Origin of the sequence: Ensifer sesbaniae, assembly GCF_013283665.1 — a bacterium.
Classification (GTDB): Bacteria; Pseudomonadota; Alphaproteobacteria; order Rhizobiales; family Rhizobiaceae; genus Ensifer; species Ensifer sesbaniae.
The window spans coordinates 3204976-3230135 of record NZ_JABEKU010000001.1 but is presented as its reverse complement, the minus strand read 5'-3'; the positions used below and the strand labels follow the sequence as shown (position 1 = coordinate 3230135).

Genomic DNA, 25160 nt, shown 5'->3' with positions numbered 1-25160 from the left:
AAAGTGTGAAACGGTTTTCCGTCCGGAATTGGGCTACCTCAAAGTCTTAAAGGCCCGGCGGCGTGAAGTTCGCCAGCCGCTCTTCGAGCTTGCGGATCGTTTCGGCATCCGCATTGGCGAAGGCGAAGCGCAGGTAGTTTTCCTGGCCTTCGCCGAAATAGTCGCCCGGCAGGCAGACGACGCCGGCGAGCTTTGCGAGCTTCTCCGCGATGAACTGGGAATCGATATCCGGGAAGGGGTGGCGGACATAGGCGAAATAGGCGCCGACCGCCTGCAGCTTCCACTTCGGCAGGCGGCCCATCACCTCCCTCAGTGCGTCGGCGCGGGCGGCGATCTCGGCGCGGTTCGTCTGGCGCCAGTCGGCAAGCGCCGGAATTGCTTTGGCAACGGCGGCCTGGGCGGAGCGCGGCGCGCAGATCTGCAGGTTGTCCATGATCTTCGCCACCTGTTCGATCACGGCCGGGCCGGCGGTGATCGCGCCCAGGCGATGACCCGGGATGCAGAAGGACTTGGAGAAGCTGTAGAGGCCGATGAAGCTCTCCTGCCAGCCTTCGCCCGCAAGCAGGCCATGCGGCGCGGCAGAGGCATCAGGCAGGAAGTCGCGATAGGTCTCGTCGAGGATCAGCCAGACGCCCTTGGCGCGGCAGGCCGCGTGAATGCGGGCAAGCAGTTCCGGGGGATAGACAGCGCCGGTCGGGTTGTTGGGCGAAACCAGCGCGAGTGCGCGGATGCCGGGGCGAAGCGCTGCGGCAATTGCATCGACCTCGGGCAGGAAGCCGGCGCCGGCGTCGCAGGGCACGAGTTCGACGTTGATGCCGAGCATCGAAAGCGTCGTTTCCTGGTTGAAGTAATAGGGGTTGGTCATCAGGACCGTATCGCCCGCGCCGGCGATCGCCATCGCCGCGCAGATGAAGGCCTGGTTGCAGCCCGAGGTGACGTGGATATTGTCGGCCGTGACCGCCGCGCCGTAGAGCGCTGCCACATGGGCGGCATAGGCGTCACGCAGTACCGCTTCGCCCTCGATCGCGCCGTAGCCGGTATAGGCGGTGGAGGCGGCCGCCTCGCCGAGCCAGGCCAGCATGTTCGGATGGGCAGGGTAGCCGGGCACCGCCTGCGACAGGTCGATCAACGGGCCACGAGAGCCGTCGTAGGATTTCGCCCAGGCCAGCACCGAGGGCACGGGCGGCGGCGAGAGCTTTTCGACGAGCGGGTTGAAATGCGGCATGGCGGATGTTCCTGCGTTAGATAGTTTCAAGCGGGATGCGGGCGGAAAACCGTATACGCTTTTCCTCATCCCGCTTAGGCCTTGGCTCTACGTTTCTGTGGGCGATCGGGGCGGCGGGCACGGCTCGGCGCCGAGACCGGCTGAAAGCCGTCGGTCCCCGATTTACGATCTGCCGGCTCGGATTTCGAGGTACGGCTGCGAATAATTGTGCGTGCCGAGGTCTGGAGTTCGGGCATCGGGTCGTTTTCGAGCGCCGCGAACATCCAGTCGATGAAGATGCGCACGATCGGGGCTGCCAACACTTCGTTGCGGCAGGCGACGAAGAAGGCGTCGTTGGCAGGCACCGTCAGGTCGAAGGGCGCGATCAGTTCGCCGCGCGCGATCAGGCTGCCGGCGGTGATCGTGTCGCCGAGCGCCACGCCCTGGTTGTGCAGCGCCGCTTCGGTCGAGAGCCGCGCGTCGCTCATGAAATGCTGCCGGCCGCGCTGCAGGTCGCTGGCGTCGGCCGCAGCGAGCCAGGTGTTCCACTCGCGACCATCGTCGCCATGCAGCATCACGTGATCGCGCAGGTCCCGCACCGAACGCAGCGGCCGCATGTTGAGGAGCGTCGGGCTGACGACCGGGAACAGTTCCAGCCGGCTCCAGAGCTTGGCCCAGGCGCCCGACCAATTGCCGTCGCCATAGATCACGCAGACGTCGACATCGGGCGAATGCAGATAGGCGTCGTCATTGGAGGCGATCAGCGTCAAGCGTACGTCCGGATACTGCTCGGTGAAGAGGTGCAGCCGCGGGATCAGCCAGAAGGAAAGGAGAGCGGGGACGCAGGTTATCCGGAGTTCACCGCTCGTCGTCGGCCGCGTCATTGCCGCGGTCGCCGCGGCGATCTCGGCGAAGGCATGAGTCACCGCCGGCAGCAGCAATGCGCCCTGTGGCGTGAGCTTCAGCCGCTTGCCGCCGCGCTCGAAGAGGGCTGCCTTGACCGAGAGTTCCAGCGCGCGGATCTGATGGCTGATCGCGCCGTGGGTGACGTTCAGTTCGCGTGCAGCCGCCGACACGGAGCCCCGCCGCGCCGTCGCTTCGAAGGCGCGCAAGGGGTTGAGCGGTGGCAGGCGGCTGGACAAGGCGGCGGGTTCCGGCGAGGTTTGGTTGTGTGAGTTTTTCTCACACGAAACGCTATAACAATGTCAATTGATTTTCCAGAGGAATTGCCGCCTAATATTCATCAACGAAGGCGAAAAAGCCTGGGGAACATGATCGCGCCGGACGAACCGGCTTCATCCGCAGTGAGATATCTGTGGCGCTTTTCAGCGCATGCCCGGGCTATGGATGACGGAGGACTGCACCAATGGCTTGGGACGAGAACAAGCTTGCCGAACTGAAGGCGAAATACGGCGAGAGCCATGGCGGCGAACTGTTCGATCCGACCTTCCGCAAGGTTGCCGACAAGATCTTCAACAAGAGCGGCACGCGCCTTGCGCCCTATTCCGGCATCCCGACCTTCCTGACCGCGCCGCACATGCCTGTTGATGCGGATAACCCGGATTTCGGCAATCTGCAGGTGGCGATCGTCGGCATCCCCATGGATCTCGGCGTCACCAACCGGCCGGGCTCGCGTTTCGGACCGCGGGCGCTGCGTGCCATCGAGCGTATCGGCCCCTACAACCACGTGCTCGGCTGCACGCCGGTGCAGGAACTCCGCGTCGCGGATATCGGCGACGTGCCGTTCCAGAGCCGCTACCGGCTGGAGCTCAGCCATGAGGATATCGAGAAGCGCATCAACCAGATCGTCGATGCCGGCGTGCTGCCGCTCTCGGTCGGCGGTGACCACTCGATCACGCATCCGATCCTGAAGGCAGTCGGCAAGAAGCGTCCGGTCGGCATGATCCACATCGATGCGCACTGCGATACCGGCGGCGCCTACGACCTGACCAAGTTCCACCACGGCGGCCCGTTCCGCAACGCGGTGCTCGACGGTGTGCTCGACCCGACCCGCGTGGTGCAGATCGGCATTCGCGGCTCGGCCGAATATCTCTGGGAGTTCTCCTACGAGTCCGGCATGACCGTCATCCACGCCGAAGAAGTGACCGGCCTCGGCATTCCCGCGATCATCGAAAAGGCGAAGAAGATCGTCGGCGACGGCCCGACCTATCTCTCCTTCGATATCGACAGCCTCGATCCGTCCTTCGCGCCGGGCACCGGCACGCCGGAAGTGGGCGGCCTTACGACCCGCGAAGTGCTGGAACTGATCCGTGGCCTCAAGGGCATCAACCTCGTCGGCGGCGACGTCGTCGAAGTGGCGCCGCAGTATGACTCGACCACCAACACGGCCCATGCCGGCGCCCAGGTGCTCTTCGAAATCCTGAGCCTCATGGTCTTCAGCCCGGCGATCACGGGCAGGTCTGCCTGAGGCTTGGCAAAAGGTTCGTCGGCTGCCGGACCGGAAACGGCGGCCGACCACCAGACATCACAATCACAAAGCTTCCGGGTAGGGGAATAACCATGACGATCCAAACAAAACTGAAGACAGCATTGGCCGCCGCCCTGATGCTGGGGGCTGCTGCCGGCATCGCCAAGGCCGATGCGCTCGCCGACATCAAGTCCGCCGGCCAGATCAATGTCGGCATCTTCTCCGACTTCCCGCCCTTCTCCTCGGCCAGCGCCGACATGAGCATCAAGGGCTACGACGTCGACGTGGCCCAGCGGATCGCCGACGATCTCGGCGTCAAGCTGAACCTCGTCAGCGTCACCGGCCAGAACCGCATTCCCTATCTCAACGACAAGCGCGTCGACATTCTGATGAGCGTCGGCTTTTCCAAGGAGCGCGCCGAGGTGATCGACTTCGCCGCCGCTTACGCGCCTTATTACATCGCCGTCATCGGTCCGGCGGAACTCAAGGTCGCCGGCAAGGAAGACCTCGCGGAGAAGACCATTGCGGTCAACCGCGGCACGCTGGAGGATACCTCGCTCACCGAGGCGGCGCCCACCAATGCCGACATCCAGCGTTTCGACAACTACAATGCGGTGATCCAGGCCTTCATCTCCGGCCAGACCCAGCTGATGGTCGTCGGCAACGACGTCGGCGCCCAGGTGCTGGCCCGCCAGGAAGCCCTGAAGCCGGAGCAGAAGTTCCAGCTCCTGACCTCGCCGTCACATATCGGCCTCAACAAGAACGAAGAGGGCTTGAAGAAGGCGGTCAATGACGTCGTCGCCAAGATGCTGGCCGACGGCAAGCTGAATGCGAGCTCCGAAGCCTGGCTGAAGACGCCGCTCAACCCCGAGAACCTCAAGGACTAAGAGAGCTTGATGGAGGCGGGGAGCAACGCTCTCCGCTTCTCTCTTGAGGAAGGTTGCGATAATGGGTTACGGCCTCAGCTTCGGTTGGCTCAAGGACGCCGCGGGTGCGATCGCCCATGGTGCGGCCACGACCGTATTCCTGATTGCCTGCACGACGGTGCTCGGTGTCCTGATCAGCATTCTCTTTGCCGCCGGCCGCCGCAGCCGCTACGGCGTCTTGCGCCAAGCGGTGGCCGTCTATGTCGAAGTCATCCGCAACACGCCGTTCCTGGTGCAATTGTTCTTCATCTTTTTCGGCCTACCGAGCCTCGGCATCCGGCTCGATCCGATCGTCGCGGCGATCCTGGCTATGACGCTCAACATGGCGGCCTACACGACGGAGATCGTCGGCGCCGGGCTCGACGCGGTGCCGAAGGGGCAGAGCGAGGCGGCCTACGCGCTCGGGCTCAAACCGCGCCAGGTCTTCGTCAAGATCATCCTGCCGCAGGCGCTGAAGGTGATCTTTCCGGCGCTCACCAGCCAGGTCATCATCATGATGCTGGAATCGGCCGTTGTCTCGCAGATCGCGGTGCGGGAGCTTGCGCATGAGGCGGATCTTCTGCAGGCGCGCACCTTCCGGTCCTTCGAGACCTACTTCGTCGTCACGCTGATCTATCTTGGCCTGTCGATGGCGATGCGACGGCTCTTCGTTGCCGGTGGTCGGCAGGTGCTCGGAGCCGGCGTGTCATGATCGAATTCACCTTCTGGGACATCCTGCGCAACCTGATCTTCGCCACACGCTGGACGGTGCTTTTGTCGATCGTCGCCTTCGTGGGCGGGGCCGCGGTGGGACTCGCCATCCTGGCGGCCCGCATCGCCGAACGCCCGTGGCTGCGCCGATTCGGTTCCGGCTACATCGCGCTCTTCCAGGGCACGCCGCTTTTGATGCAGCTCTTCCTGATGTTCTTCGGTCTGCCGATGCTCGGCTTCCGCATCGAACCCTGGACGGCGGCGGCACTCGGGCTCACCTTGTATGCCAGTGCCTATCTCGCCGAGATCTGGCGCGGCGGGGTGGAGGCACTGCCGCGCGGCCAATGGGATGCCGGCGCGAGCCTCGGTTTGCACCGGTTTCAGGAACTGCGCCTCGTCATCCTGCCGCAGGCCTTCGCCATCACCCGGCCAGCGGCGGTCGGGTTCCTCGTGCAGTTGATCAAGAGCACGGCGCTCACCTCGATCATCGGCTTCGAGGAGCTTCTCAGAACCGCCAATGCGATCAATAATGCGACCTTCGAACCTTTCACGGTCTATGGGCTGGTCGCGGTCATCTTCTTCGTGCTGTGTTATCCGCTGACGCAATATGCACGGATGCTGGAGCGCAAAACACCCGCGCACTGAGACTGAAAATATGCAAGAAATCAAACAGAACAGGGAACAAGGCGGATCACCGCCGGAACAAAGGAGACTGATGATGATCACCACTTCCATCAAGCGGCGGACGCTGCTCGGCGCCGGTCTTGCCGGCGCCTCCATGCTGGCGATGCCGTCGATCCTCAGGGCGCAGGACAAGTCGCTGAAGGTCGGCGTCTATGGCGGCTACTTCAAGGATTCCTTCGACAAGAACATCTTCCCGGAATTCACCAAGGCGACCGGTATCGCGATCGAATCGATCGCCGAGCCGACCGGTGAAGCCTGGCTCGTCCAGCTCGAACAGGCCGCTCGCGCCGGCCAGGCACCGGCCGATGTCTCGATGATGTCGCAGGTGGCGATGCTGAAAGGCCAGGCGACGGACCTCTGGACGCCGATCGACACCGCCAAGATCAAGAACGCCTCGAACCTGCTCGATCGTTTCGTCAACAAATATCCTGACGGACGCATCGCCGGCATCGGAGCGGTCTCCTGGTACATCACGCTGGTGACCAACACCGACGTCTACAAGGAAGCGCCGACCTCCTGGTCCGCCTTCTGGGATCCGGCAAACGCCGACAAGCTCGGCCTGCTGGCGCTCGTCTCCAACTCGTTCCTGCTCGAAGTGACGGCCAAGACCTTCATGGGCGGCACCAACGCGCTCGATACGGAAGAGGGTCTGTTGAAGGCGTTCGAGAAGCTCGCCGAAGTCAAGCCGAACGTCCGGCTCTGGTACCGCGACGAAGCGCAGTTCGAGCAGTCGCTGAAGTCGGGCGAAATCCCGATGGGCCAGTATTATCATGACGTGACCGGCCTTGCCGCCGCCGACGGCCATCCGGTGCGCTCGACCTTCCCGAAGGAAGGCGGCATCCAGGATTCCGGTTGCTGGGCGCTGTCGCGCGCCTCGCAGAAGTCGGAAGAGGCCCATATCTTCATCGACTACATGTGCCAGCCCTCGATCCAGGCGACGCTGTCGCGTAAGGTCGGAACGTCGCCGACCGTCAAGCGCGAGGTTACGGATCTGACCGACAAGGAATTCGCATCCGTTTCGTCCGACATCGAGCCGATCATTCCGCGCTACGATCTCTACCAGACGAAATCGGATTGGCTGAACCAGAAGTGGACCGAGCTGATCGTCGGCTGAGCTTGACCGACGCCCTTCCTTGATCTTCAGGGAAGAACTGAACCCAACGACGGGGAGCGGCTGCCGGCCGCTTCCCGCCTGAACCCTCCCATGAGCAGGAGGGGACCATCCTCGCGGAGAAACAATGTCCGGACTTGCCCTTCAAAACGTCGTCAAGGAATTCGGAGCCTTCAGGGCCGTCAACAATGTCGACCTGACCGTGCCGCACGGCACCTTCGTCTGCATGCTCGGACCTTCCGGCTGCGGCAAGACCACGCTGCTCCGGATGATCGCCGGCCTCGACCTGCCGACGGACGGCGCGATCCGGCTCGACGGCGAGGACATCACCCGCGTCCCGACGCACAAGCGCAATCTCGGCATGGTGTTCCAGTCGCTGGCGCTGTTTCCGCATCTGACCGTCGGCGAGAACATCGCCTATCCCTTGCGCATCCGCGGGAAAGCCAAGGAAGAACAGAAGAAGCGCGTCGACGAACTTCTGGCGATGATCCATCTCTCCGGCTACGCCGATCGTCCCGTCGCCAAGCTCTCGGGCGGCCAGCGTCAGCGCGTGGCGATCGCACGCGCCTTGTCGATCTCGCCGAAACTCTTCCTGCTCGACGAGCCGCTCTCGGCGCTCGATGCGAAGCTGCGTGAGGCGATGCAGGTGGAACTGCGCCAGCTTCAGCAGAAGCTCGGCATCACCACCATCGTCGTCACCCACGACCAGCGCGAAGCGATGACCATGGCCGACACCGTCGTCGTCATGAACGGCGGCGAGATCCGCCAAGCGGCGTCGCCGATCGAGATCTATCGCCGACCGGCCGACAGTTTCGTCGCCGACTTCATCGGCCAGACGAACCTCCTCGATGTTCAGGCCGACAGCGCTGGCGGCGCCGCGGTGCTCGGCCACGTGGTGCCCGGCCTCGTCCTGCCGGCAGGGGCCAGCAAGGGCACGCTTTCGGTGCGCCCGGAAGACGTGCATCTGACCGCGCCCGGCGCCGGTGCGCTCACCGGCAAGGTCACGTTCGTGCGCGATCTCGGCGGCACGATCGAGACCTTCGTCGACATTGCCGGCCGCCAGATCGTCGCCGTCTCCACGCCGCGCGAGCGGCCGGAAGTCACCGTCGGCCAGGAAGTCGGCATCGCGCTCACCCCCGACGTCTGCGTGGTGCTGAAGAAATGAGACGCGAACCACCCCAGACTCCCGGCGATTACGCGCCGCTTCTCTTTCCGGCGGCGATGCTCACCATCTTCTTCGTCGTGCCCTTCGGCACGATGATCGCCGTCAGTTTCTTCCAGCGCCAGCAGGGCGGCTTCTATACGCCGGCCTTCGTCTTCGACAACTATGCCCGCTTCCTCTCGGCCTTTTTCGGCGGGGTGCTCGGCTTCTCGCTGATGCTTGCGATCACGGTCGCGATCTGCTGCGTCGTGCTCGCCTTGCCCTTCACCTATATGCTGACGCGCATGTCGCGGAAGGTGCAGGTGGTCTGGCTGGTGGCGCTGCTGTCGATCCTGTCGCTCTCGGAAGTCATTATCGGCTTTGCCTGGTCGACGCTGTTCTCGCGCACCGCCGGGATCACCAACATCCTCGTCGCCCTCGGCATCATGGCCGAAGCCAAGGCCCTGACGCCGAGTTTTGGGGCGGTTTTGACCGGCATGGTCTATCAGGCCTTCCCCTATACGGTGCTGGTGCTCTTCCCGGCGCTTGTCCGTCTCGATCCGACGTTGACGGAAGCGGCCCGCACGCTCGGTGCCTCGCCGCTGAAGGCGTTTTTCACCGTGGTCGTGCCGGCGCTTCGCAACACCATCACCGCCACCTTGATCATGGTCTTCATCTTCGCGCTCGGCTCCTATCTGTTGCCGCAGCTTCTCGGCCGGCCGCAGCACTGGACGCTGTCGGTGCTGATTACCGACCAGGCGATCTACCAGTCGAACATGCCGTTCGCTGCCGCCATGGCCGTGTTCCTGGTGCTCGTCACGCTCGGCCTCGTAGCGCTCACTGTGATTGCCGGACGCAAGGGAGAAGCGGCATGACCTCGATCTTCCGCAGGGCCTATTTCTTCGCGATCGGCCTGTTCCTGTCATTGCCGCTGATCGTGGTTGCCGGCGTCTCGGTCAATCAGAAACAGACGCTCGCCTTTCCGCCGCAGGGCTTTTCGCTCTCCTGGTATGGCGAGATCTTCCTCAATCCGGAATGGCGCAACGCGCTCTTCGCATCGGTGACGCTGGCGGTGCTTTCGGCAGCACTTGCGGTGGCGATCGCGCTGCCGCTCTCCTGGTTCCTGTGGCGACGTATCGCGCCCTGGGCGAATATCTTCCAGCTTCTCGGCGTCGCGCCCTTCACGCTGCCGCCGGTCATCACCGCGCTCGGCATGCTCACCTTCTGGGCGACGGTCGGTTCCTACGGCCAGCCTTGGACGGCGGTGGTCAGCCACGCGATCTTTTTCGTCACACTGCCGCTGGTGACGCTGTCGCTGGGCTTCACCTCGATCGACCGTTCCCTCGTCGAGGCAGCCTCGACCATGGGAGCCGACGAGCGCACCATCTTCCGCACCGTCGTGCTGCCGCTGATCCTGCCTTACATCGTTTCCGGTTATGCCTTCGCCTTCGTGCTGTCGCTCAACGAATACATCGTTGCCTACATGACCGTCGGCTTCACCGTGGAGACGCTGCCGATCAAGATCTTCAATGCGCTTCGCTACGGCTACACGCCGACCATGGCGTCTGTGACGGTTCTCTTCGTCACGACAGCCGCGGTGATCTTCGGCCTTGTCGCCCGCTTCGGCGACCTGCCAAAGCTGCTTGGCGCCATGTCAACGGACGGAAAATGATGAAGCTCGCCGCCCTTCAGATGCAATCGGCGCCGGGAGACGTCGCCGCCAATCTCGATCGTATCGCGGGCGCCGCGGCGGAAGCCGCGACACGAGGGGCGACGCTGTTGCTGACGCCCGAACTCGGCATCACTGGCTACGGCGCCGGAGAGGCACTGGCGACGATCGCCGAAGCGCCGGACGGTGCGATCGTAACGCGGCTCAAGGCGATCTCGTCTGAGACCGGCATCGCCCTTATCGCCGGCTTTGCCGAACGCGACGGGAGCGATGTCTATAACAGCGCCGTCTATGTCGATGGCGATGCGGCGCCGGTCGTCTACCGCAAGTCTCACCTCTACGGCGATTACGAGCGCTCGATCTTCAAGGCGCCCCCACCCGAGACCAAGCTGTTCGTGCATCGCGGCGTCACCTGCGGCATGCTGATCTGCTACGACGTCGAGTTTCCGGAGAACGTCCGGCGGCTGGCGCTGGCCGGTGCCGAGGCCGTGCTGGTACCGACGGCGCTGCCGGCGGGCTGGTCCGGTTCCTTCATCGCAGAGCACATGATCCAGACACGGGCCTTCGAGAACCAGGTTTTCGTCGCCTACATCAACCATCACGGCTCGGATCCGCTGTTCTCCTTCGCCGGGCTGTCGCGCATCGCCGCTCCCGACGGCCAGCTTCTCGCCAAGGCCGATGCCGGTCACGAGACCTTGCTGATCGTGGATATCGATCCCCAAGCCTATGCGATCTCTCGCCTCGAAAACACGTATCTCGGCGATCTGAACCGGCGCTGAAACTGCGCCGGTTGGCCGTGCGGGCTTGGCTCCGGCCGCTTCGAAATCGATGCAGGTTCAGGAACAAAGTCGCCGGGCGATTGTTCACTTGGCGGGAACGTTCCGTTCTTTGTTGATCCACTGTCGGAAACGATACGGCATCCCATATTGTGCTCAACAGTAATGCCACGCATTGGAGGCAATCATGAGCTTGCAACTGACCGGGATCCATCACCTGACGGCGATCACCGCCAACGCCCCGGAGAACCTGCGTTTCTACACCGAGACGCTCGGCCTGCGGCTGGTCAAGAAGACCGTCAACCAGGATGATACCACCGCCTACCATCTCTTCTATGCCGACGGGCGCGCAACGCCCGGAACGGACCTGACCTTCTTCGACTGGCCGGTTGGGCCGGAGGGCCGCGGCACGCACAGCATCTCGCGCACGGGCCTGAGGGTCGGCAGCGTCGAGAGCGTGCGCTGGTGGAAGCAGCGTTTCGACGACCTCGAGGTCACGGCCGGTGAGATCGCGGAGATTGATGGACGCGTCTCGCTCGACTTCGAAGACGGCGAAGGCCAGCGCTTCCGGCTGATCGACGACGGTGGGCTTGAGCCCTCGCATCCGTGGGAGAAAAGCCCGGTTCCAGCCGAGCACCAGATCAAGGGCCTCGGGCCGATCACCATCAGCGTGCCCGACATCACCAACACGCAGTTGGTCCTGACCCATGTGATGAACATGAGTGAGGCCCGCGCCTATCCGTCACCGGATGGTCAAGGTGAGGTCCATGTTTTCACCATGGGCGCGGGCGGTCCCGCGGCCGAACTGCACGTCGCGGTCCAGCCGGGCCTGGCGATTGCTCGGCAGGGCGCCGGTGCCGTGCACCACGTCGCCTTCCGGGCGCCCGATAACGCGGCACTGACGGAATGGACGGAGCGGCTCAACGGTTTCCGCCTGCCGTCGAGCGGCGAAGTCGAACGTTACTACTTCCGCTCGCTCTATTTCCGCGAGCCGAATGGCGTTCTCTTCGAGATCGCGACCGACGGGCCCGGTTTCGCGGTTGACGAACCGATGGAAACGCTGGGTGAAAGCCTGTCGCTGCCGCCGTTCCTGGAGCCGAAGCGGGCTCAGATCGAAGCGCGGTTGAAGCCACTGGTCTAACAATTTGGCTCGAGCGACAAGCCGGGGATTCTTCCCCGGCTTACTTGTGTCTATCCCTCTGATCCTGTTGGACATCGTCTTCGAGCGGACCCATCATGGCGCCTGCTGCGTTATGCGTCTGAGCACGAGGAGGAAGAGTGTGTCCCGATTTCCGCCCGCATCCCGCCCTCACGTATCGAGGCGCACCCGCAAGGACCCCGCAGAGTAGGAAGGATCAAATCTCATGACGAAAATCCTCGGCATATCCGGGAGCCTGCGCAAGGCCTCGTTCAACACTGGCCTCATGCGGTCGGCTGCGGAGAACGTGCCGGATGGCGTCGATTTCGACACCGCGACCCTGCACGGGATTCCGCTCTATGACGCCGATATCGAGACGGAAAGCGGTATTCCCGACGCCGTGACGGTGCTTAAGCAAAAGGTGATGGCCGCCGATGGTGTCATCCTGTTCACGCCGGAATACAACAACTCTATCCCCGGCGTGTTCAAGAACGCGATCGATTGGCTGAGTCGCCCGTCTGCCGATATCGCCAAGGTGTTTCGCGGCCGTCCCTTCGCGCTCGCCGGCGCGTCGCCTGGCAATTTCGGCACCATCCTCAGCCAGAACGCCTGGCTGCCGGTCATGCGCACGCTCGGTGCCGAACTCTGGTCGGGCAAGCGGCTGATGTTGCCGAGGGCGGAGACGCTTTTCGATGCGAACGGGACCCTGACAGATGAGGGCGCGCGCGATCGGCTCACCGCCTTCGTCAAGGCGTTCGCCGACTTTGCGGGTGCGGGGAAAGGAGCCTGAGGCGAAGCCCCCTCAGAGCCCCTTGTCCTCCAGCCATTGCTGGATGGCCGCAATATCCGAAGCGCCGATTTCGTGCCCCATGTCGAGTTCAGCCGCCGTCAGGTCCGCGCCCGTGCGTGACAGCTCCGCCTTCAGCCGGGGCGCGAATTCTCCATAGCTGTCGTGCTTGCCCGTGAGCAACAGCACCTTCGTCCCAGTAAGATCCGGCGGCGGCACGTCGTCGATGACGAGCATCGAGCGCATCAGCACGACGTTGCGGATGAGGCCGGGATGTAACAGCATCAGTGCCACCAGCAGGTTGGCGCCGTTGGAATAGCCGATGAAGACGGTCTTCTCGAGATCGATCCGGTAGCCGTCCGCAGCCCCTTCGACGAAGGCGGCGAAGGCGTCGGCCTCCGCGCGCACGTCCTTCTGGTCGAAGGTCGTCGGCGAATAGCGCCGGAACCAGCGCGGCATGCCTTCTTCGTTCGCCCGGCCGCGAATGCCGACCAGCGTCGCTTGCCTGTCGACCTGGTGGGCGAGGTGGAGAAGCTGTGTCTCGTTGGCGCCGCTGCCGTGAAGCAGCATGAAGGTGCGGTCATCCAGCACGTCAGGATGATAGAAGCGGTGCACGAAGGGCAGGTCGCGCTCCGTTAGCCGCGGTTCTCCCGGCAGCGCGAATTGCGGCATGGCGAGCAGCATCTCTTCCCTCGCGGCGCCGAAATGCGCGGGGACGAAAAGCTCGGTGCCGAGCGTTTCCTTGGGTTCGTCGACGGTGAAGCCGGGCACGTCGCTTGCCAGTTCGTAGAGCGAGCCGCCCGGCTCGCGCACATAGAGCGAATAGAAGTATTTGCGGTCATGCGCATTGATGGCCCCGGCACCATCGCGCTGCAGCTCGTCGCGCACCCGTTCCACCGCTGCCCGATCGGGAGCGCGGAAGGCGATGTGATCGATCGTTCCGGTGCCGGGCGCCGACGTCCAGAAGCCGGTCGCGTCGCGTACGTCGATGACGTCGCCGGAGGCGGAGGTGAGGCGACGGATCGTGTCGCTGGAGGCGGTCTCGCTGTAACCGAAATGCGTTTTCAGGAAGCGAACGGACTCTTCCGGTCTTTCTGTGAGGATCGTGGCGCCGCGCAGGCGTCGGATCGCATCTTCCTCCGGGATGTCGCGCGTGTTCCGGGGGGCGGTGGCCAAAACCGCCTCGGTGCCGACGAGCTTGACGATGACACCGTCCGGATCCTTGAGCCGCAGTACCGGTTCGCCGAACTCCTGCGACGGCCCCGAGGTGGCGATGTTGAATTGCAGCGCCCGGGTTAGCCAGAAGCCGATGCTCTCCGGCCGGATCGCGAAGGCGATTTCGCTTGGCTGGCTGTGACCGACCCGGCCACGGCCGCCATCCTCCCACATCAGGAACGTGACGAGCGATCCGGGTGAGCCCTCGGCATCGCCATAGAAGAGGTGCAACTGGTTGGCATCCTCGTAGCCGCCGGTCCGCTTGACGAGCCGCAAGCCCAGGAAGCCGACATAGAAATCGACGTTTGCCTGAACCTTCCGGGCGATCAGAGTGATGTGGTGGATGCCGCTCGTCATTGTCGGTCCCTCGTTGGTATGCGCTCACAAAACACGAGACGGAGCGCCGGCGCCAGAAGCGCTGCGGAGAACGCTGTGTTTACGCGCGAGGATCAGTCGCGGTCCTTTTCCAGGAATGCCTTGAAGGCATCCGCGTGGTCCGGATGCCAGCGCGACAGCGGCGGCCGGTTCTCGACGATATCGCCGGCGGCCCACAGGATACGGCGCTCGTCGGTGGGGCGGGGGACGTCGTTGTCGGGGCAGAGAATGTAGAAGTCGCCGCGCGCCAGGCTTTCCATCATGAAGTCGACGGTCTGCTCCGGCGTCCAGGCGCCGGCCGGCTTTTCGCTGCGGCCCTGGGCCGTCAGCCCGGTATAGACGAAGCCGGGGATCAGGAGATGGGCGTGGACCTGGCTTCCGGCGGTGTTGCGCAACTCATGCTCGAGCGCCTCGGTGAAGACCTTCACGCCCGCCTTCGAGACATTGTAGGCCGGGTCGCCCGGCGGCGTGGTGATGCCTTGCTTCGAGCCGGTGTTGATGATGACGGCCGGTTTGCCGTGCGCGATCATGCCCGCTGCGAAAACGCGAGAACCGTTGATGACGCCCCAAAGGTTGACGCTAAGCGTCGCTTCCCAGGCAGCCAATGGACCGAGGATCGCGCTGCCGGGCTGGATGCCGGCATTGTTCATCAGCACATGCACCTCGCCGAACCGCTGACGCACGCCGCGTTCGAGTGCTTCCAGGTCTTCGAGCCGCGACACGTCGGTCGGCATTGCCACGATGTGTTGCACTCGATCGGGGGAGGCGGCAGCGACTTCGGCCGCCGCCTTGTCGAGCTTATCGCCGGCGAGATCGGCGAGCACGACGCGCATGCCGAGCGAGGCGAAGTGACGAGCGGCGGCCAGACCGATGCCGGAGGCGGCGCCGGTGATGACGGCAAGATTGTTGGGGGCGAAGGCAGGATGCGACATGACGGAACTCCTGTGGCGGGATCGCGTGCAAGACATAGGGCGCCGCAGACGACCTGTCCATTGGCGTTCCCGGAACCTGCTCCTGAAAACCATGTGTTTTCAAGCCTGTCCCTTGCGCAAGCTCGACCAATTCTGCGCCTTCACAAAGGAGGAACTTGCGTTCGTATCGCAATTCAAGACCGAGTCGACGGCGGCAAAACCATCGTCGTCGAAGGCGCGCACGGCGCCCACCTGCTGAAGGGCCGGGAACGTTTCTTTCCGATGCAGCGCCGTCGCCGCATCGATGCCAGGCGCCGAAAGGATCAGGCCGCAACGATAGCCCGCAGCATCCATAGCGCTTTTTCGTGAAATTCGAGGCGCTCGGACAGCATGTCGGTGGTGACGAGGTCGCCGTTCTCGTCGGCCTTGGTGCCGGCCTCGCGCATGCGGCGCGCCGCCGCCTCGTGATCGGCAATCAGGTCCGCCACCATTTCGGCCGCGGTCGTATGACTGACCGAGGCTGCGCTGGGCGCGAAAGTCTTCGCTTCGGCAAGTTTTGTCGGGGCGAGATGGCCAAGAGCACGGATGCGTTCGGCGATGATGTCGGTCGCCTTGAACAACGCATTGTAGTGTTCTTCGGTCAGTTCGTGCAGCGGCTTGAACAGTGGGCCAACTACATTCCAATGGTAGATGTGGCTCTTGATCACCAGCTTGTAAGTTTCGGCCAGGATGTCGGAAAGCGCTGCGGCCATGTGTTGGCGATAGGGCTTGGTCAGACCGATGTCGAATTCCTCGTCCCTGACCTTGGGCTTCAGCACGGCGGCTGTCTGTTTCATTCTCCTGCTCCAGTTCTGTCTTTGAAAACGTCGAGCGGATGCGGCAGTGTCCGGCCGCCTATGTTGAACGCCGTGGCGGGGCGGTTGTTCCGGCCGCATAGGCGGCCGTCACATGCCTTTTAGCCGAATGCCAGGGTAGGGCAGGGAGACGGCGTGACCGCCCAGCGCGCGCAGAAAACAGGCCCCGACCACGTCGCGGTTCCAACCGGACGCGGAGAGGATCGGGGCAGCGTTACCTCAAAGTGAAATATGGAGTGACCGCGGAAGGGCGGCGCGCCGACACCGGCTCCGTCGAAGAAAGAAGCGATCAGGGCTTGCCGCGCGAGACGAACCAGGGGTTGGCGAAGTCGCTTTCGTTCTTCTGGTTGCGCTTGCCGTAGGTGAGCGGTGCACCGTCCATCGTCAGTGTTTCGCCGCCGGCTGCCCGAAGGATGGCATCGCCCGCGGCCGTGTCCCATTCCATCGTGCGGCTGAAGCGTGGATAGACGTCGGCGAGACCCTCGGCGAGAAGGCAGAACTTCAGGGACGAACCGACCGTCCTATAGTCGACGATGCCGTGCTCGGCGAGGTAGGCGATCGTTTCGGCGCTGTTGTGCGAACGGCTCGCGAGCCCCACCATGCGATCGCCGCAACTGCGGCAGCCAATGACGGTTTCATTGTCGAGGTGGAAGGTCTCGTCGACGACCGCCTTTACTGCCTTGCCGTGGTGGGCGGCGTAGAGGATGCCGAGTGCCGGGGCATAGACGACGCCGGCCACGGGCGCGCCGTTCTCGATCAGCGCGATATTGACGGTAAAGTCGTCATGCCGGCCGATGAACTCCTTCGTACCATCGAGGGGATCGACCAGGAAGAAGGACCTGCCGGATATATCAGGCACGAAACCGGCGGCGACCGCTTCCTCGGCGACAACGGGAATCTCCGGAAAGGCGCGGGCGAGATCCGCGAGGATGATGCGCTCGGCGCAGGCGTCGGCGTCGGTGACCGGCGAACAGTCCGGCTTGTAGGTGACCTCCGGGCCAGCGTTATAGATGTCGAGAATGGCCCGACCCGCTGATATCGCCGATTGTTGCAGTATCTCCAGCATTTGCCCTTACTTTCCGTCCGTCATCAGCCTCATAACATATCGGGAACAGGAAGGTAGTCATGCTTTGGCGGTAGGCGCATTCCATTCGCGACAATCATCGATTCGTTCCGTCGGGCAGCCAGCCGCATGATGAGCCGGCGAAGGGTTTTTTGCCCCTGCGAGACGCTTGTGTCTTTGCTTCCGCCGCGCGGCTGTGCAAATGTGCCGATGCAACTGAACTGGATGCCTTCATGCGTTATTCCGCCTTCTCGCTTGTCAGGAACGCCCTTTCCGGAAACCTGAATTGGAAGCCGCAATGGCGCCAGCCGCAACCGAAACCGCACTATGACGTCATCATCGTCGGCGGCGGTGGACATGGCCTTTCGACGGCCTATTACCTTGCCAAGGAATTCGGCGTGAAGAACGTCGCCGTTCTGGAGAAGGGCTATCTCGGTTCGGGCAATGTTGGCCGCAACACGACGATCGTGCGCTCCAACTACATGCTGCCCGGCAACGAGCCTTTCTACGAGTTCTCGATGAAGCTCTGGGAGGGGCTGGAGCAGGATCTCAACTATAATGTGATGCTGTCGCAGCGCGGCGTCATCATGCTTTATCACAGCGACGGCCAGCGCGACGCCTATGTCCGGCGCGGCAACGCGATGTGGATGGAGGGGGTGGCGGCCGAACTCATCGAGCGTGCGCAGTTGAAGAAGATGATCCCCTTCCTCAATTACGATCACGCTCGCTATCCGATCCTTGGCGGCCTGTTGCAGCGGCGCGCCGGCACCGCGAGACATGATGCGGTCGCCTGGGGCTACGCCCGTGGCGCCGACCGGCACGGCGTCGACATCATCGAACATTGCGAAGTGACCGGCATCCGCCGTGAAAACGGCGTCGTCACCGGCGTCGAAACGAGCAAGGGCTTCATCGGCTGCGGCAAGCTGGCGCTGGCGGCAGCCGGAAATTCGTCGCGGGTCGGCGAGATGGCGGGTCTCAAGCTGCCGCTCGAAAGCCATGTGCTGCAGGCCTTCGTCACCGAGGGGCTGAAGCCCTGCATCGATCACGTGATCGTCTATGGCGGCGGCCACTTCTACATCTCGCAATCGGACAAGGGCGGCCTCGTCTTCGGTGCCGAAATCGACGGCTATTCCTCCTACGCCCAGCGCGGCAACCTCGCGACCGCCGAGCACGTGATGGAGGAGGGGGTGGCGATGATCCCCGGCCTGTCGCGGGTGCGGGTGCTGCGCGCCTGGGGCGGCGTCATGGACATGAGCATGGACGGATCGCCGATCATCGACCGTACCTCGATCGACAATCTCTACCTGAACTGCGGCTGGTGCTATGGCGGCTTCAAGGCGACGCCGGCTTCCGGCTATTGCTTCGCCCACCTGATCGCCAGGAACGACACCCACCCGGTGGCGCGCGCCTTGAGGCTCGATCGCTTCGCCCGCGGCTATGCCGTCGACGAGGCCGGCGCCGGCCCACAACCCAATCTTCACTGACAGCACGTGGCCGACCCGCCGGCCCGCATGGAATGAACAGGAAGCCGAACCGCGGCTTCAGGACACGGAAGACGATGGCAAGCCTGATTACCTGCCCGCATTGCGGGGTCCGACCGAAGGAAGAGTTTGCGATCCGCGGCGACGCGTCGCGCGGCCGCCCGGAACCGATGGATTCGGATGAAGCCTGGCACGACTACGTCTATGTGCGCGCCAATCCGCGCGGCCGCACCTTCGAGCATTGGCATCACATCGCCGGCTGTCGACGCTTCCTCGTGGTCGAGCGCGATACGGCCACCCATGAGGTCTATTCCGTCGTCGATGCGGTGGAGTTTCTGCAGAGGGCCGAGCGATGACCGGCTATCGTCTTTCCTCCGGTGGCCTCGTCGATCGCAGCCAGTCGTTGAGCTTCACCTTCGAAGGCCGACCGCTGCGCGGCTTTGCCGGCGATACGCTCGCCTCGGCGCTGCTTGCCAATGATCAACTGCTCGTCGGCCGCAGCTTCAAGTACCATCGGCCGCGCGGCATCGTCAGCGCCGGACCCTCCGAGCCGAACGCGCTCGTTACCATCGGTTCCGGTGCGCGCACCGATGCAAACACCAAGGCGACGGTCGCCGAACTCTACGGCGGGCTCACGGCCAATAGCCAGAACCGCTGGCCCTCGCTCGGCTTCGATGTCGGTGCCGTCAGCGGCCTGCTGTCGCCGTTCCTCGGCGCCGGCTTCTACTACAAGACCTTCATGTGGCCGAAGCAATTCTGGGAGCGCGTCTACGAGCCCTTCATCCGCCGCGCCGCCGGCCTCGGCCGGGCCGTGCTGGAGCCTGACCCGGAGACCTACGAGAAGTCCTGGGCGTTCTGCGATCTGCTCGTCGTCGGTGCCGGTCCGTCCGGCCTGATGGCGGCGCTGACGGCCGGCCGTGCCGGGCTGCGCGTCATCGTCGCGGACGAGGATTTCCGGCTCGGCGGTTCCCTGCTTTCAACCACCGAGACCATCGACGGCGGCGCGGCTTCGGTCTTTGCCGATCGTGCAGTTGCAGAGTTGCAATCGCTGCCGAACGTCACGCTGCTTTCGCGCACCACCGTTTTCGGCTGGTACGACGACAATGTCTTCGGGGCAGTCGAACGCGTGCAGAAACATGTCGCCGAACCGTCATCGAAGCATGTGAGCGAGCGCGTCTGGCGCATCGTTGCCAAGCGCGCGCTGCTTGCCACCGGTGCCGAGGAACGGCCGCTGGTCTTTGGCGGAAACGATCGCCCCGGCGTGATGATGGCCGGTGCCATGACCACCTATGCCGAACGCTACGGTGTCGCAGCGGGCAAGTCGGTCGCGATCTTCACCAGTGGCAGCGCCGGCTATCGCACGGCGCGGGCGCTTTCTGCGAAAGGCGTCGCGATTGCGGCGATCGTCGATGCCCGGGCGGAATCCGGTGATCGGGCGCCCGATGGCATCAGGGTCATCCGCTCGGCCTCGATCGTCGATACCAAGGGCAGGCAACGCCTCAAGGGCATCGTCGTCGAACGCTCCGGTTTCGAGGAACTGATCGCCTGTGATGCGGTCGGCATGTCCGGCGGCTGGAGCCCGGTCGTGCATCTTGCGTGCCAGCGCGGTGCCAAGCCTATCTGGTCGGAGGAATTGCAGGCGTTTACTGCCCCCGATGTCGGTGGTGGCCTTCGTCCCGTCGGCGCTGCCAATGGCGTCTTTACGCTCGCCGGCTGCCTATCTGATGGCGCGGAAAAGGCCGCAGCAGTGGCGGCGGAACTCGGTTTAAACGTCACGCCGGCCGCACCACCCGTCGTCGATGGCGAGGAGACCTCTTCCTTTGTCGCGCTCTGGTACGTGCCGGGCGCCAAGTCGAAGGCCTTCGTCGACTTCCAGAACGACGTGCATGCGAAGGATCTCGGCCTCGCGCTGCGCGAAGGCTTCGGCCATGTGGAACATGCCAAGCGCTATACGACCAACGGCATGGCGACCGACCAGGGCAAGCTTTCCAACATCAATGCCGTCGGCATTCTCGCCGGCATGCGTGGCGTCAGCCCGGCCGAGGTCGGCACAACGACCTTCCGGCCTTTCTACACGCCGGTCTCCTTCGGCGCACTTGCGGGCGCGGCGCGCGACGAACATGCGGTGCCGGCACGGAAATCGCCGCTGCACGGCTGGGCGACGAAAAACGGTGCGACCTTCGTCGAGGCAGGGCTTTGGTACCGCTCTGCCTGGTTCCCGCGCGCCGGCGAGAAGACCTGGCGCGAAAGCGTCGATCGCGAAGTGCTGAACGTACGCGCCAATGTCGGCCTCTGCGACGTCTCGACGCTCGGCAAGATCGAGGTTTTCGGTCCGGACGCCGCGGAGTTCCTCAACCGGCTCTATTGCAACCCGGTCTTGAAACTGCCCGTCGGCAAGGCGCGCTATGGCCTGATGCTGCGCGAAGACGGCTTCGTGTTCGACGACGGCACGGTGAGCCGGTTCGATGAGGAGCATTTCTTCGTGACCACGACGACGGCGATGGCCGGTCCGGTGATGGCCCATATGGAATATTGTGCCCAGGCGCTCTGGCCGGAGCTTGAGGTCCGGTTCACCTCGTCGACAGACCAATGGGCGCAGATGGCGGTCGCCGGTCCGAAGGCGCCCGCGGTATTGCAGCAGATCGTCGATGGCGACATTTCCGACGACGCATTTCCGTTCCTTTCCGCCCGGAAGATCGTTCTGAAAAGCGGCGTTTCCGCGCGGCTCTTCCGCATCTCCTTCTCCGGGGAGCTCGCCTTCGAGCTGGCAGTGCCGGCGGGTTACGGCGAGGCGGTCGCGGACCAGATCATGGAGGCCGGCCGGCCGCACGATATCTGTGCCTATGGCGTCGAAGCGCTCAATGTGCTGCGGCTGGAGAAAGGGTTGCTGACGCATGCCGAATTCGATGGCCGCGTGACGCCCGACGACGCCGGCCTCGGTCGCATGCTGTCGATGCAGAAGGCCGACTTCATCGGCAAGCGCCTGTCGGCGCGCTACGGGTTGACCGCGGCCGACCGCATGCAGCTCGTCGGCTTGAAGCCGGTCGATGCCGACAAGGATATGCGTGCCGGTGCCCATCTCCTGAAGGAGGGAACGAAGCCCTCGACGCTGAACGATCAGGGCTGGGTGAGCTCGGCCGGCTTCTCGCCGGTCCTGGGGCACGCCATCGCGCTTGCCTTCCTGAAATCCGGGCGCGAGCGCTATGGCGAGAAGGTCATCGTTTTTGACAAACTGCGTGATCAGGAGATCGTCGCCGAGGTCTGCGATCCGGTCTTCGTCGATCCGCAAAACATGAAGCTGAAGGCCTGAGGAGGCGGGGATGGTTCGCGACTACAACAACCGCCACGCTTTGGAGCAGAAGTTGCGTTCTGCACCGACGCCTCCAGCGGCCGATCACCTGATGGTCGGCCATTGGCGCACGATCGCGACGGTTCTCGCCCGCACCGGGCAGGAAGAGGCGGTGCGGCAGGCGATTGCTTCGGTACCCGAGCTGTCGCTCCGTTTCTCAGGTCCCGGGGAATGGCTGGTGGTTTCGGAGGTGGAGGCGCCGAGCGGACTGATGCGGCACCTAGAAGAGCTGTGCGGTGGGCGGGCCTATGTCGTCGATCAAAGCGACGGACGCGCCGTCTTCCGCCTTGCCGGCCCGAATGCGCGCAGCATCCTCGCCAAGGGCATCGGCCTCGATCTGCATCCTGCCGTTTTTGCGCTCGGGGGCAGTGCCAACGTGCTGTGCGGCCACATCCCGGTCAATCTCGCCCGGACGGACGAAAATGCGTTCGAACTGATCGTGGCGCGAAGCTACGCGGAATCGCTGTTCGACGACCTGATGCGGATGGGGCGGGCGTTCGATCTCACGGCCGCCTTTTCGGACTGAACCGGCTTCCAGCGATAGGCTGAAAACAAATGCGGCATGATATGCCGCAAACGGGTCGCCCATCCGCCAGCAAACGGCGGAAATGGACAAGCGTCCTTCGCAGTCGTGTCTTTATCGCCGCCGCCTTTCTGACTAGGCTGCCATCATTCGCTGCCTGAGCTTCCATGGCGGAAGGCAAGCGGCCGCCGTGCCTGATTTTTCCTGACAATTTGGCCATGCCTCCGGCAGGAGCATGGAAAGACGGAGTGTACGCATGAAAAGCCATGCCAAGGTCGTCGTTATCGGAGGCGGTGTCGTCGGTTGTTCGGTGCTTTATCACCTGACGAAGTTCGGCTGGGCCGATGCTGTTCTGCTCGAACGATCGGAGCTGACCTCCGGCTCCACCTGGCACGCGGCCGGCGGCATGCACACGATCAACGGCGACCCGAACGTCGCCAAGCTGCAGAAATACACGGTCGAGCTCTATAAGGAGATCCAGGAATTCTCCGGTCAGGATGTCGGCCTGCACATGACGTCGGGCATGATGCTGGCAGCCACCAAGGAGCGCTTCGACTGGATGAAGTCGATCCTCGCCAAGGGCCGCTATATGGGGCTCGAGGCCGAGCTGCTGACGCCCAGGGAAGCGCATGACCTGATGCCGCTGCTCGATCCTGACCAGTTCGTCGGCGCGGTCTTCGATCCGGTCGAGGGCCATCTCGATCCCTACGGCACGACCCATGCCTATGCCAAATCGGCGAAGAAGAACGGTGCAGAAATCTATCTGCACACCAAGGTCGAGGATCTGGTGCAGCGGGAGGACGGCTCCTGGCGCGTGATCACCAACCAGGGCGAGGTTATCGCCGAGCATGTCGTCAATGCCGCCGGGCTCTGGGCGCGTGAAGTGGGGCGCATGCTCGGCCTCGAGCTGCCTGTGCTCGCCATGGAGCACATGTATCTCATCACCGAAGATATGCCCGAGGTCATCGAGTTCAACCGGACGCGCGGCAAGGAACTGATGCATTGCGTCGATTTCGACGGCGAGATCTATCTGCGCCAGGAACGCAACGGCATGCTGATGGGCACCTATGAGAAGGCATGCCGCCCCTGGTCGCCGGTGACGACCCCCTGGGACTTCGGCCATGAGCTGCTGGCCGAGGATATCGATCGCATTTCGCCGGAGCTCGAAGTCGGCTTCCGGCATTTTCCGGCCTTCAACCGGGCCGGCATCAGGAAGATCATCAACGGCCCCTTCACCTTCTCGCCGGATGGCAATCCGCTGGTCGGTCCCGTGCGGGGCTTGCGGAACTTCTGGTCGGCCTGCGCCGTCATGGCCGGCTTCAGCCAGGGCGGCGGTGTCGGCCTGGCGCTTGCCAACTGGATGATCCATGGCGATCCCGGTTTCGACGTCTTTGCCATGGACGTCGCCCGCTACGGCGATTTTGCCACACTCGCCTATACCAATGCCAAGGTGCGCGAAAACTATTCGCGCCGCTTCTCGATCCGCTATCCGAACGAGGAGTTGCCGGGCGCGCGGCCGCTGCTGACGTCGCCGATCTACGACAGGCTGAAGGCGGCCGGCGCCGTTTTCGGCGCGTCCTACGGTCTCGAAACGCCGCTGTGGTTCGCACCCGAAGGGGTAGAGGATGCCTTTTCCTGGCGGCGCTCGACGGATTTCGAGACGGTTGGAGCGGAGGCGCGCGCCGTGCGTGAGGGCGTCGGCCTGATGGAGACTTCGGGCTTTGCCAAATATGCGATCACCGGCAAGGGCGCCGAGGCCTGGCTCGACCGGATGCTTGCCTGCCGCATCCCGCAGGCGGGACGCATGACGCTGGCGCCGATGCTGAAGGAGGACGGCAAGCTGATCGGCGACTTCACGCTGGCAAATCTCGGGGAGGGGGATTTCCTGCTCGTCGGCTCCGGCATCGCCGAGGACTACCACATGCGCTGGTTCGAGGCGCATCTGCCTTTGGACGGCTCGGTTTCGCTGAAGCCGCTGAAGCTGGAACTGGTCGGCCTGTCGATCGCAGGGCCGAAGGCGCGCGAGGTGCTTGCCAGCCTCACCCATCTCGACGTCTCGGACTCCGCCTTTCCGTTCCTGGATATCCGCCGGATGGACCTCGGCATGGCACCCGTCATCATCGGCCGCGTCAGCTATACCGGCGATCTCGGCTACGAGATCTGGATGAAGCCGGAGTATCAGCGCTATCTCTTCGAGCTCCTGATGGAGAAGGGGGCGTCGTCCGGGATCAGATTGTTCGGCCTCAGGGCGCTGAACGCATTGCGGGTCGAGAAGTCCTTCGGCAGCTGGGCGCGCGAGTATCGACCGCTTTACGGTCCGGTCGAGGCCGGCCTTGGTCGCTTCGTCGCAACCGGCAAGGAGGCCGATTTCATCGGCAAGGCGGCGGCGACCAAGGAGAAGACCGACGGCGGCGTGCTGCGTCTCAGGACCTTCGTCCTCGAGGCGAGGGATGCCGACGTCATCGGCGACGAACCGATCTATCTCGACGGTGTCGTGCGCGGCTGGGTGACGTCGGGCGGCTATGCGCATACGAGCGGCGTCTCGGTGGCGATGGGTTACGTGCCGAAGGAGATCGCCGACCGCAGCGACGGCTGGTCGATCGAACTCCTGGGCGAGATCCTGCCGGCGCGCATGCAGCCGAATCCCTTGTTCGACGCAAGCGGTCAACGGATGCGCACTTGAGCGGTGGGGCGGCCGCTGGTCCGGCCAGTTCGTAGCCAGACCTCCGCAGGTCTCACGGCATTTACGACCAAAGTTGATGATTTTGCGGGCGAAAGCTGCGGACGGTTTGATTTTTCTGGCTTTAAAAGCGTCAAATCGATTTTATCGAGGAA

Annotated in this window: 23 protein-coding genes; 16 read left to right on the top strand and 7 right to left on the bottom strand. The window is 63.8% G+C overall.

Annotation, left to right across the window (positions count from 1 at the left end):
- Positions 1-46 precede the first annotated feature (46 nt).
- Both BHMPCIPO_RS15750 and BHMPCIPO_RS15745 read right to left on the bottom strand, forming a co-directional pair.
- The gene (locus tag BHMPCIPO_RS15750) at positions 47-1225 is read right to left on the bottom strand and encodes an aminotransferase (RefSeq protein ID WP_173517633.1); all 1179 of its coding nucleotides are present in this window, start codon (positions 1223-1225) and stop codon (positions 47-49) included.
- A 74-nt stretch (positions 1226-1299) separates the two neighbouring features.
- Entirely contained in the window at positions 1300-2346 is a 1047-nt protein-coding gene (locus BHMPCIPO_RS15745) for a LysR substrate-binding domain-containing protein (protein ID WP_173517632.1), read from the bottom strand.
- A gap of 224 nt (positions 2347-2570) precedes the next feature.
- Between BHMPCIPO_RS15745 and speB the strand changes: the two genes are divergently transcribed.
- From speB to BHMPCIPO_RS15690, 11 genes are all read left to right on the top strand, one after another.
- On the top strand, positions 2571-3632 hold the full coding sequence (speB, locus tag BHMPCIPO_RS15740) for an agmatinase (protein ID WP_173517631.1): 1062 nt from the start codon (positions 2571-2573) through the stop codon (positions 3630-3632).
- Positions 3633-3724: 92 nt separating this feature from the next.
- On the top strand, positions 3725-4519 hold the full coding sequence (locus tag BHMPCIPO_RS15735; protein WP_173517630.1) for a transporter substrate-binding domain-containing protein: 795 nt from the start codon (positions 3725-3727) through the stop codon (positions 4517-4519).
- Between the two features lie 61 nt (positions 4520-4580).
- Positions 4581-5249, top strand: a complete 669-nt coding sequence (locus BHMPCIPO_RS15730; RefSeq protein ID WP_173517629.1) for an amino acid ABC transporter permease — start codon at positions 4581-4583, stop codon at positions 5247-5249.
- Entirely contained in the window at positions 5246-5893 is a 648-nt protein-coding gene (locus tag BHMPCIPO_RS15725; protein ID WP_173517628.1) for an amino acid ABC transporter permease, read from the top strand. The genes BHMPCIPO_RS15730 and BHMPCIPO_RS15725 overlap by 4 nt, the downstream gene beginning before the upstream one ends.
- A 73-nt stretch (positions 5894-5966) precedes the next feature.
- Positions 5967-7046, top strand: a complete 1080-nt coding sequence (locus BHMPCIPO_RS15720) for an ABC transporter substrate-binding protein (protein WP_173517627.1) — start codon at positions 5967-5969, stop codon at positions 7044-7046.
- Between the two features lie 124 nt (positions 7047-7170).
- Positions 7171-8208: an ABC transporter ATP-binding protein gene (locus BHMPCIPO_RS15715; RefSeq protein WP_173517626.1), complete on the top strand. Its 1038-nt coding sequence runs from the start codon at positions 7171-7173 to the stop codon at positions 8206-8208.
- Positions 8205-9059 carry an ABC transporter permease gene (locus BHMPCIPO_RS15710; protein WP_173517625.1) on the top strand — a complete coding sequence of 285 codons (855 nt, stop codon included), beginning with the start codon at positions 8205-8207 and terminating at the stop codon, positions 9057-9059. Before BHMPCIPO_RS15715 ends, BHMPCIPO_RS15710 begins: the two co-directional genes overlap by 4 nt.
- Positions 9056-9856, top strand: a complete 801-nt coding sequence (locus tag BHMPCIPO_RS15705; protein ID WP_173517624.1) for an ABC transporter permease — start codon at positions 9056-9058, stop codon at positions 9854-9856. Before BHMPCIPO_RS15710 ends, BHMPCIPO_RS15705 begins: the two co-directional genes overlap by 4 nt.
- Positions 9853-10632: a carbon-nitrogen hydrolase family protein gene (locus tag BHMPCIPO_RS15700; RefSeq protein WP_173517623.1), complete on the top strand. Its 780-nt coding sequence runs from the start codon at positions 9853-9855 to the stop codon at positions 10630-10632. Before BHMPCIPO_RS15705 ends, BHMPCIPO_RS15700 begins: the two co-directional genes overlap by 4 nt.
- A 184-nt stretch (positions 10633-10816) precedes the next feature.
- A complete protein-coding gene (locus tag BHMPCIPO_RS15695) occupies positions 10817-11770 on the top strand; it encodes a ring-cleaving dioxygenase (RefSeq protein WP_173517622.1) in 954 nt (317 codons plus the stop codon).
- A 223-nt stretch (positions 11771-11993) separates the two neighbouring features.
- Complete coding sequence (locus BHMPCIPO_RS15690) at positions 11994-12557, top strand: NADPH-dependent FMN reductase (protein WP_173517621.1); 564 nt, start codon at positions 11994-11996, stop codon at positions 12555-12557.
- A gap of 12 nt (positions 12558-12569) precedes the next feature.
- On the opposite strand, the gene BHMPCIPO_RS15685 is transcribed toward BHMPCIPO_RS15690, so the two are convergent.
- The 5 genes from BHMPCIPO_RS15685 to cysQ all read right to left on the bottom strand — a co-directional run bounded on the left by BHMPCIPO_RS15685 (position 12570) and on the right by cysQ (position 16975).
- Entirely contained in the window at positions 12570-14126 is a 1557-nt protein-coding gene (locus BHMPCIPO_RS15685) for a VOC family protein (RefSeq protein WP_173517620.1), read from the bottom strand.
- 92 nt (positions 14127-14218) lie between these two features.
- A complete protein-coding gene (locus BHMPCIPO_RS15680) occupies positions 14219-15076 on the bottom strand; it encodes an SDR family NAD(P)-dependent oxidoreductase (RefSeq protein ID WP_173517619.1) in 858 nt (285 codons plus the stop codon).
- Between the two features lie 99 nt (positions 15077-15175).
- The gene (locus BHMPCIPO_RS15675; RefSeq protein WP_173517618.1) at positions 15176-15409 is read right to left on the bottom strand and encodes a hypothetical protein; all 234 of its coding nucleotides are present in this window, start codon (positions 15407-15409) and stop codon (positions 15176-15178) included.
- Positions 15379-15891: a Dps family protein gene (locus BHMPCIPO_RS15670; protein ID WP_173517617.1), complete on the bottom strand. Its 513-nt coding sequence runs from the start codon at positions 15889-15891 to the stop codon at positions 15379-15381. Before BHMPCIPO_RS15670 ends, BHMPCIPO_RS15675 begins: the two co-directional genes overlap by 31 nt.
- A 307-nt stretch (positions 15892-16198) precedes the next feature.
- Complete coding sequence (gene cysQ, locus BHMPCIPO_RS15665) at positions 16199-16975, bottom strand: 3'(2'),5'-bisphosphate nucleotidase CysQ (protein ID WP_173517616.1); 777 nt, start codon at positions 16973-16975, stop codon at positions 16199-16201.
- Between the two features lie 230 nt (positions 16976-17205).
- On the opposite strand from cysQ, the gene BHMPCIPO_RS15660 reads away from it, so the two are divergent.
- From BHMPCIPO_RS15660 to BHMPCIPO_RS15640, 5 genes are all read left to right on the top strand, one after another.
- The gene (locus tag BHMPCIPO_RS15660; protein WP_173517615.1) at positions 17206-18456 is read left to right on the top strand and encodes a sarcosine oxidase subunit beta family protein; all 1251 of its coding nucleotides are present in this window, start codon (positions 17206-17208) and stop codon (positions 18454-18456) included.
- A gap of 74 nt (positions 18457-18530) precedes the next feature.
- Complete coding sequence (locus BHMPCIPO_RS15655; protein WP_173517614.1) at positions 18531-18809, top strand: sarcosine oxidase subunit delta; 279 nt, start codon at positions 18531-18533, stop codon at positions 18807-18809.
- Positions 18806-21763: a sarcosine oxidase subunit alpha family protein gene (locus tag BHMPCIPO_RS15650; RefSeq protein WP_173517613.1), complete on the top strand. Its 2958-nt coding sequence runs from the start codon at positions 18806-18808 to the stop codon at positions 21761-21763. Before BHMPCIPO_RS15655 ends, BHMPCIPO_RS15650 begins: the two co-directional genes overlap by 4 nt.
- A gap of 10 nt (positions 21764-21773) precedes the next feature.
- Positions 21774-22328: a sarcosine oxidase subunit gamma gene (locus tag BHMPCIPO_RS15645; RefSeq protein WP_173517612.1), complete on the top strand. Its 555-nt coding sequence runs from the start codon at positions 21774-21776 to the stop codon at positions 22326-22328.
- Positions 22329-22581: 253 nt separating this feature from the next.
- Complete coding sequence (locus BHMPCIPO_RS15640; protein WP_173517611.1) at positions 22582-25008, top strand: GcvT family protein; 2427 nt, start codon at positions 22582-22584, stop codon at positions 25006-25008.
- Positions 25009-25160: the final 152 nt, after the last annotated feature.

Excerpts from the sequence above, each read along its gene's own strand:
- BHMPCIPO_RS15640 (WP_173517611.1), top strand. The coding sequence starts at position 22,582 with ATGAAAAGCCATGCCAAGGTCGTCGTTATCGGAGGCGGTGTCGTCGGT.
- BHMPCIPO_RS15695 (WP_173517622.1), top strand. The coding sequence starts at position 10,817 with ATGAGCTTGCAACTGACCGGGATCCATCACCTGACGGCGATCACCGCC.
- BHMPCIPO_RS15725 (WP_173517628.1), top strand. The coding sequence starts at position 5,246 with ATGATCGAATTCACCTTCTGGGACATCCTGCGCAACCTGATCTTCGCC.
- BHMPCIPO_RS15670 (WP_173517617.1), bottom strand. The coding sequence starts at position 15,891 with ATGAAACAGACAGCCGCCGTGCTGAAGCCCAAGGTCAGGGACGAGGAA.
- BHMPCIPO_RS15675 (WP_173517618.1), bottom strand. The coding sequence starts at position 15,409 with ATGGATGCTGCGGGCTATCGTTGCGGCCTGATCCTTTCGGCGCCTGGC.
- BHMPCIPO_RS15660 (WP_173517615.1), top strand. The coding sequence starts at position 17,206 with ATGCGTTATTCCGCCTTCTCGCTTGTCAGGAACGCCCTTTCCGGAAAC.
- BHMPCIPO_RS15685 (WP_173517620.1), bottom strand. The coding sequence starts at position 14,126 with ATGACGAGCGGCATCCACCACATCACTCTGATCGCCCGGAAGGTTCAG.
- BHMPCIPO_RS15655 (WP_173517614.1), top strand. The coding sequence starts at position 18,531 with ATGGCAAGCCTGATTACCTGCCCGCATTGCGGGGTCCGACCGAAGGAA.
- BHMPCIPO_RS15735 (WP_173517630.1), top strand. The coding sequence starts at position 3,725 with ATGACGATCCAAACAAAACTGAAGACAGCATTGGCCGCCGCCCTGATG.
- BHMPCIPO_RS15730 (WP_173517629.1), top strand. The coding sequence starts at position 4,581 with ATGGGTTACGGCCTCAGCTTCGGTTGGCTCAAGGACGCCGCGGGTGCG.
- BHMPCIPO_RS15680 (WP_173517619.1), bottom strand. The coding sequence starts at position 15,076 with ATGTCGCATCCTGCCTTCGCCCCCAACAATCTTGCCGTCATCACCGGC.
- speB (WP_173517631.1), top strand. The coding sequence starts at position 2,571 with ATGGCTTGGGACGAGAACAAGCTTGCCGAACTGAAGGCGAAATACGGC.
- BHMPCIPO_RS15750 (WP_173517633.1), bottom strand. The coding sequence starts at position 1,225 with ATGCCGCATTTCAACCCGCTCGTCGAAAAGCTCTCGCCGCCGCCCGTG.
- BHMPCIPO_RS15650 (WP_173517613.1), top strand. The coding sequence starts at position 18,806 with ATGACCGGCTATCGTCTTTCCTCCGGTGGCCTCGTCGATCGCAGCCAG.
- BHMPCIPO_RS15705 (WP_173517624.1), top strand. The coding sequence starts at position 9,056 with ATGACCTCGATCTTCCGCAGGGCCTATTTCTTCGCGATCGGCCTGTTC.
- BHMPCIPO_RS15645 (WP_173517612.1), top strand. The coding sequence starts at position 21,774 with ATGGTTCGCGACTACAACAACCGCCACGCTTTGGAGCAGAAGTTGCGT.
- BHMPCIPO_RS15715 (WP_173517626.1), top strand. The coding sequence starts at position 7,171 with ATGTCCGGACTTGCCCTTCAAAACGTCGTCAAGGAATTCGGAGCCTTC.
- BHMPCIPO_RS15690 (WP_173517621.1), top strand. The coding sequence starts at position 11,994 with ATGACGAAAATCCTCGGCATATCCGGGAGCCTGCGCAAGGCCTCGTTC.
- BHMPCIPO_RS15720 (WP_173517627.1), top strand. The coding sequence starts at position 5,967 with ATGATCACCACTTCCATCAAGCGGCGGACGCTGCTCGGCGCCGGTCTT.
- cysQ (WP_173517616.1), bottom strand. The coding sequence starts at position 16,975 with ATGCTGGAGATACTGCAACAATCGGCGATATCAGCGGGTCGGGCCATT.
- BHMPCIPO_RS15700 (WP_173517623.1), top strand. The coding sequence starts at position 9,853 with ATGATGAAGCTCGCCGCCCTTCAGATGCAATCGGCGCCGGGAGACGTC.
- BHMPCIPO_RS15710 (WP_173517625.1), top strand. The coding sequence starts at position 8,205 with ATGAGACGCGAACCACCCCAGACTCCCGGCGATTACGCGCCGCTTCTC.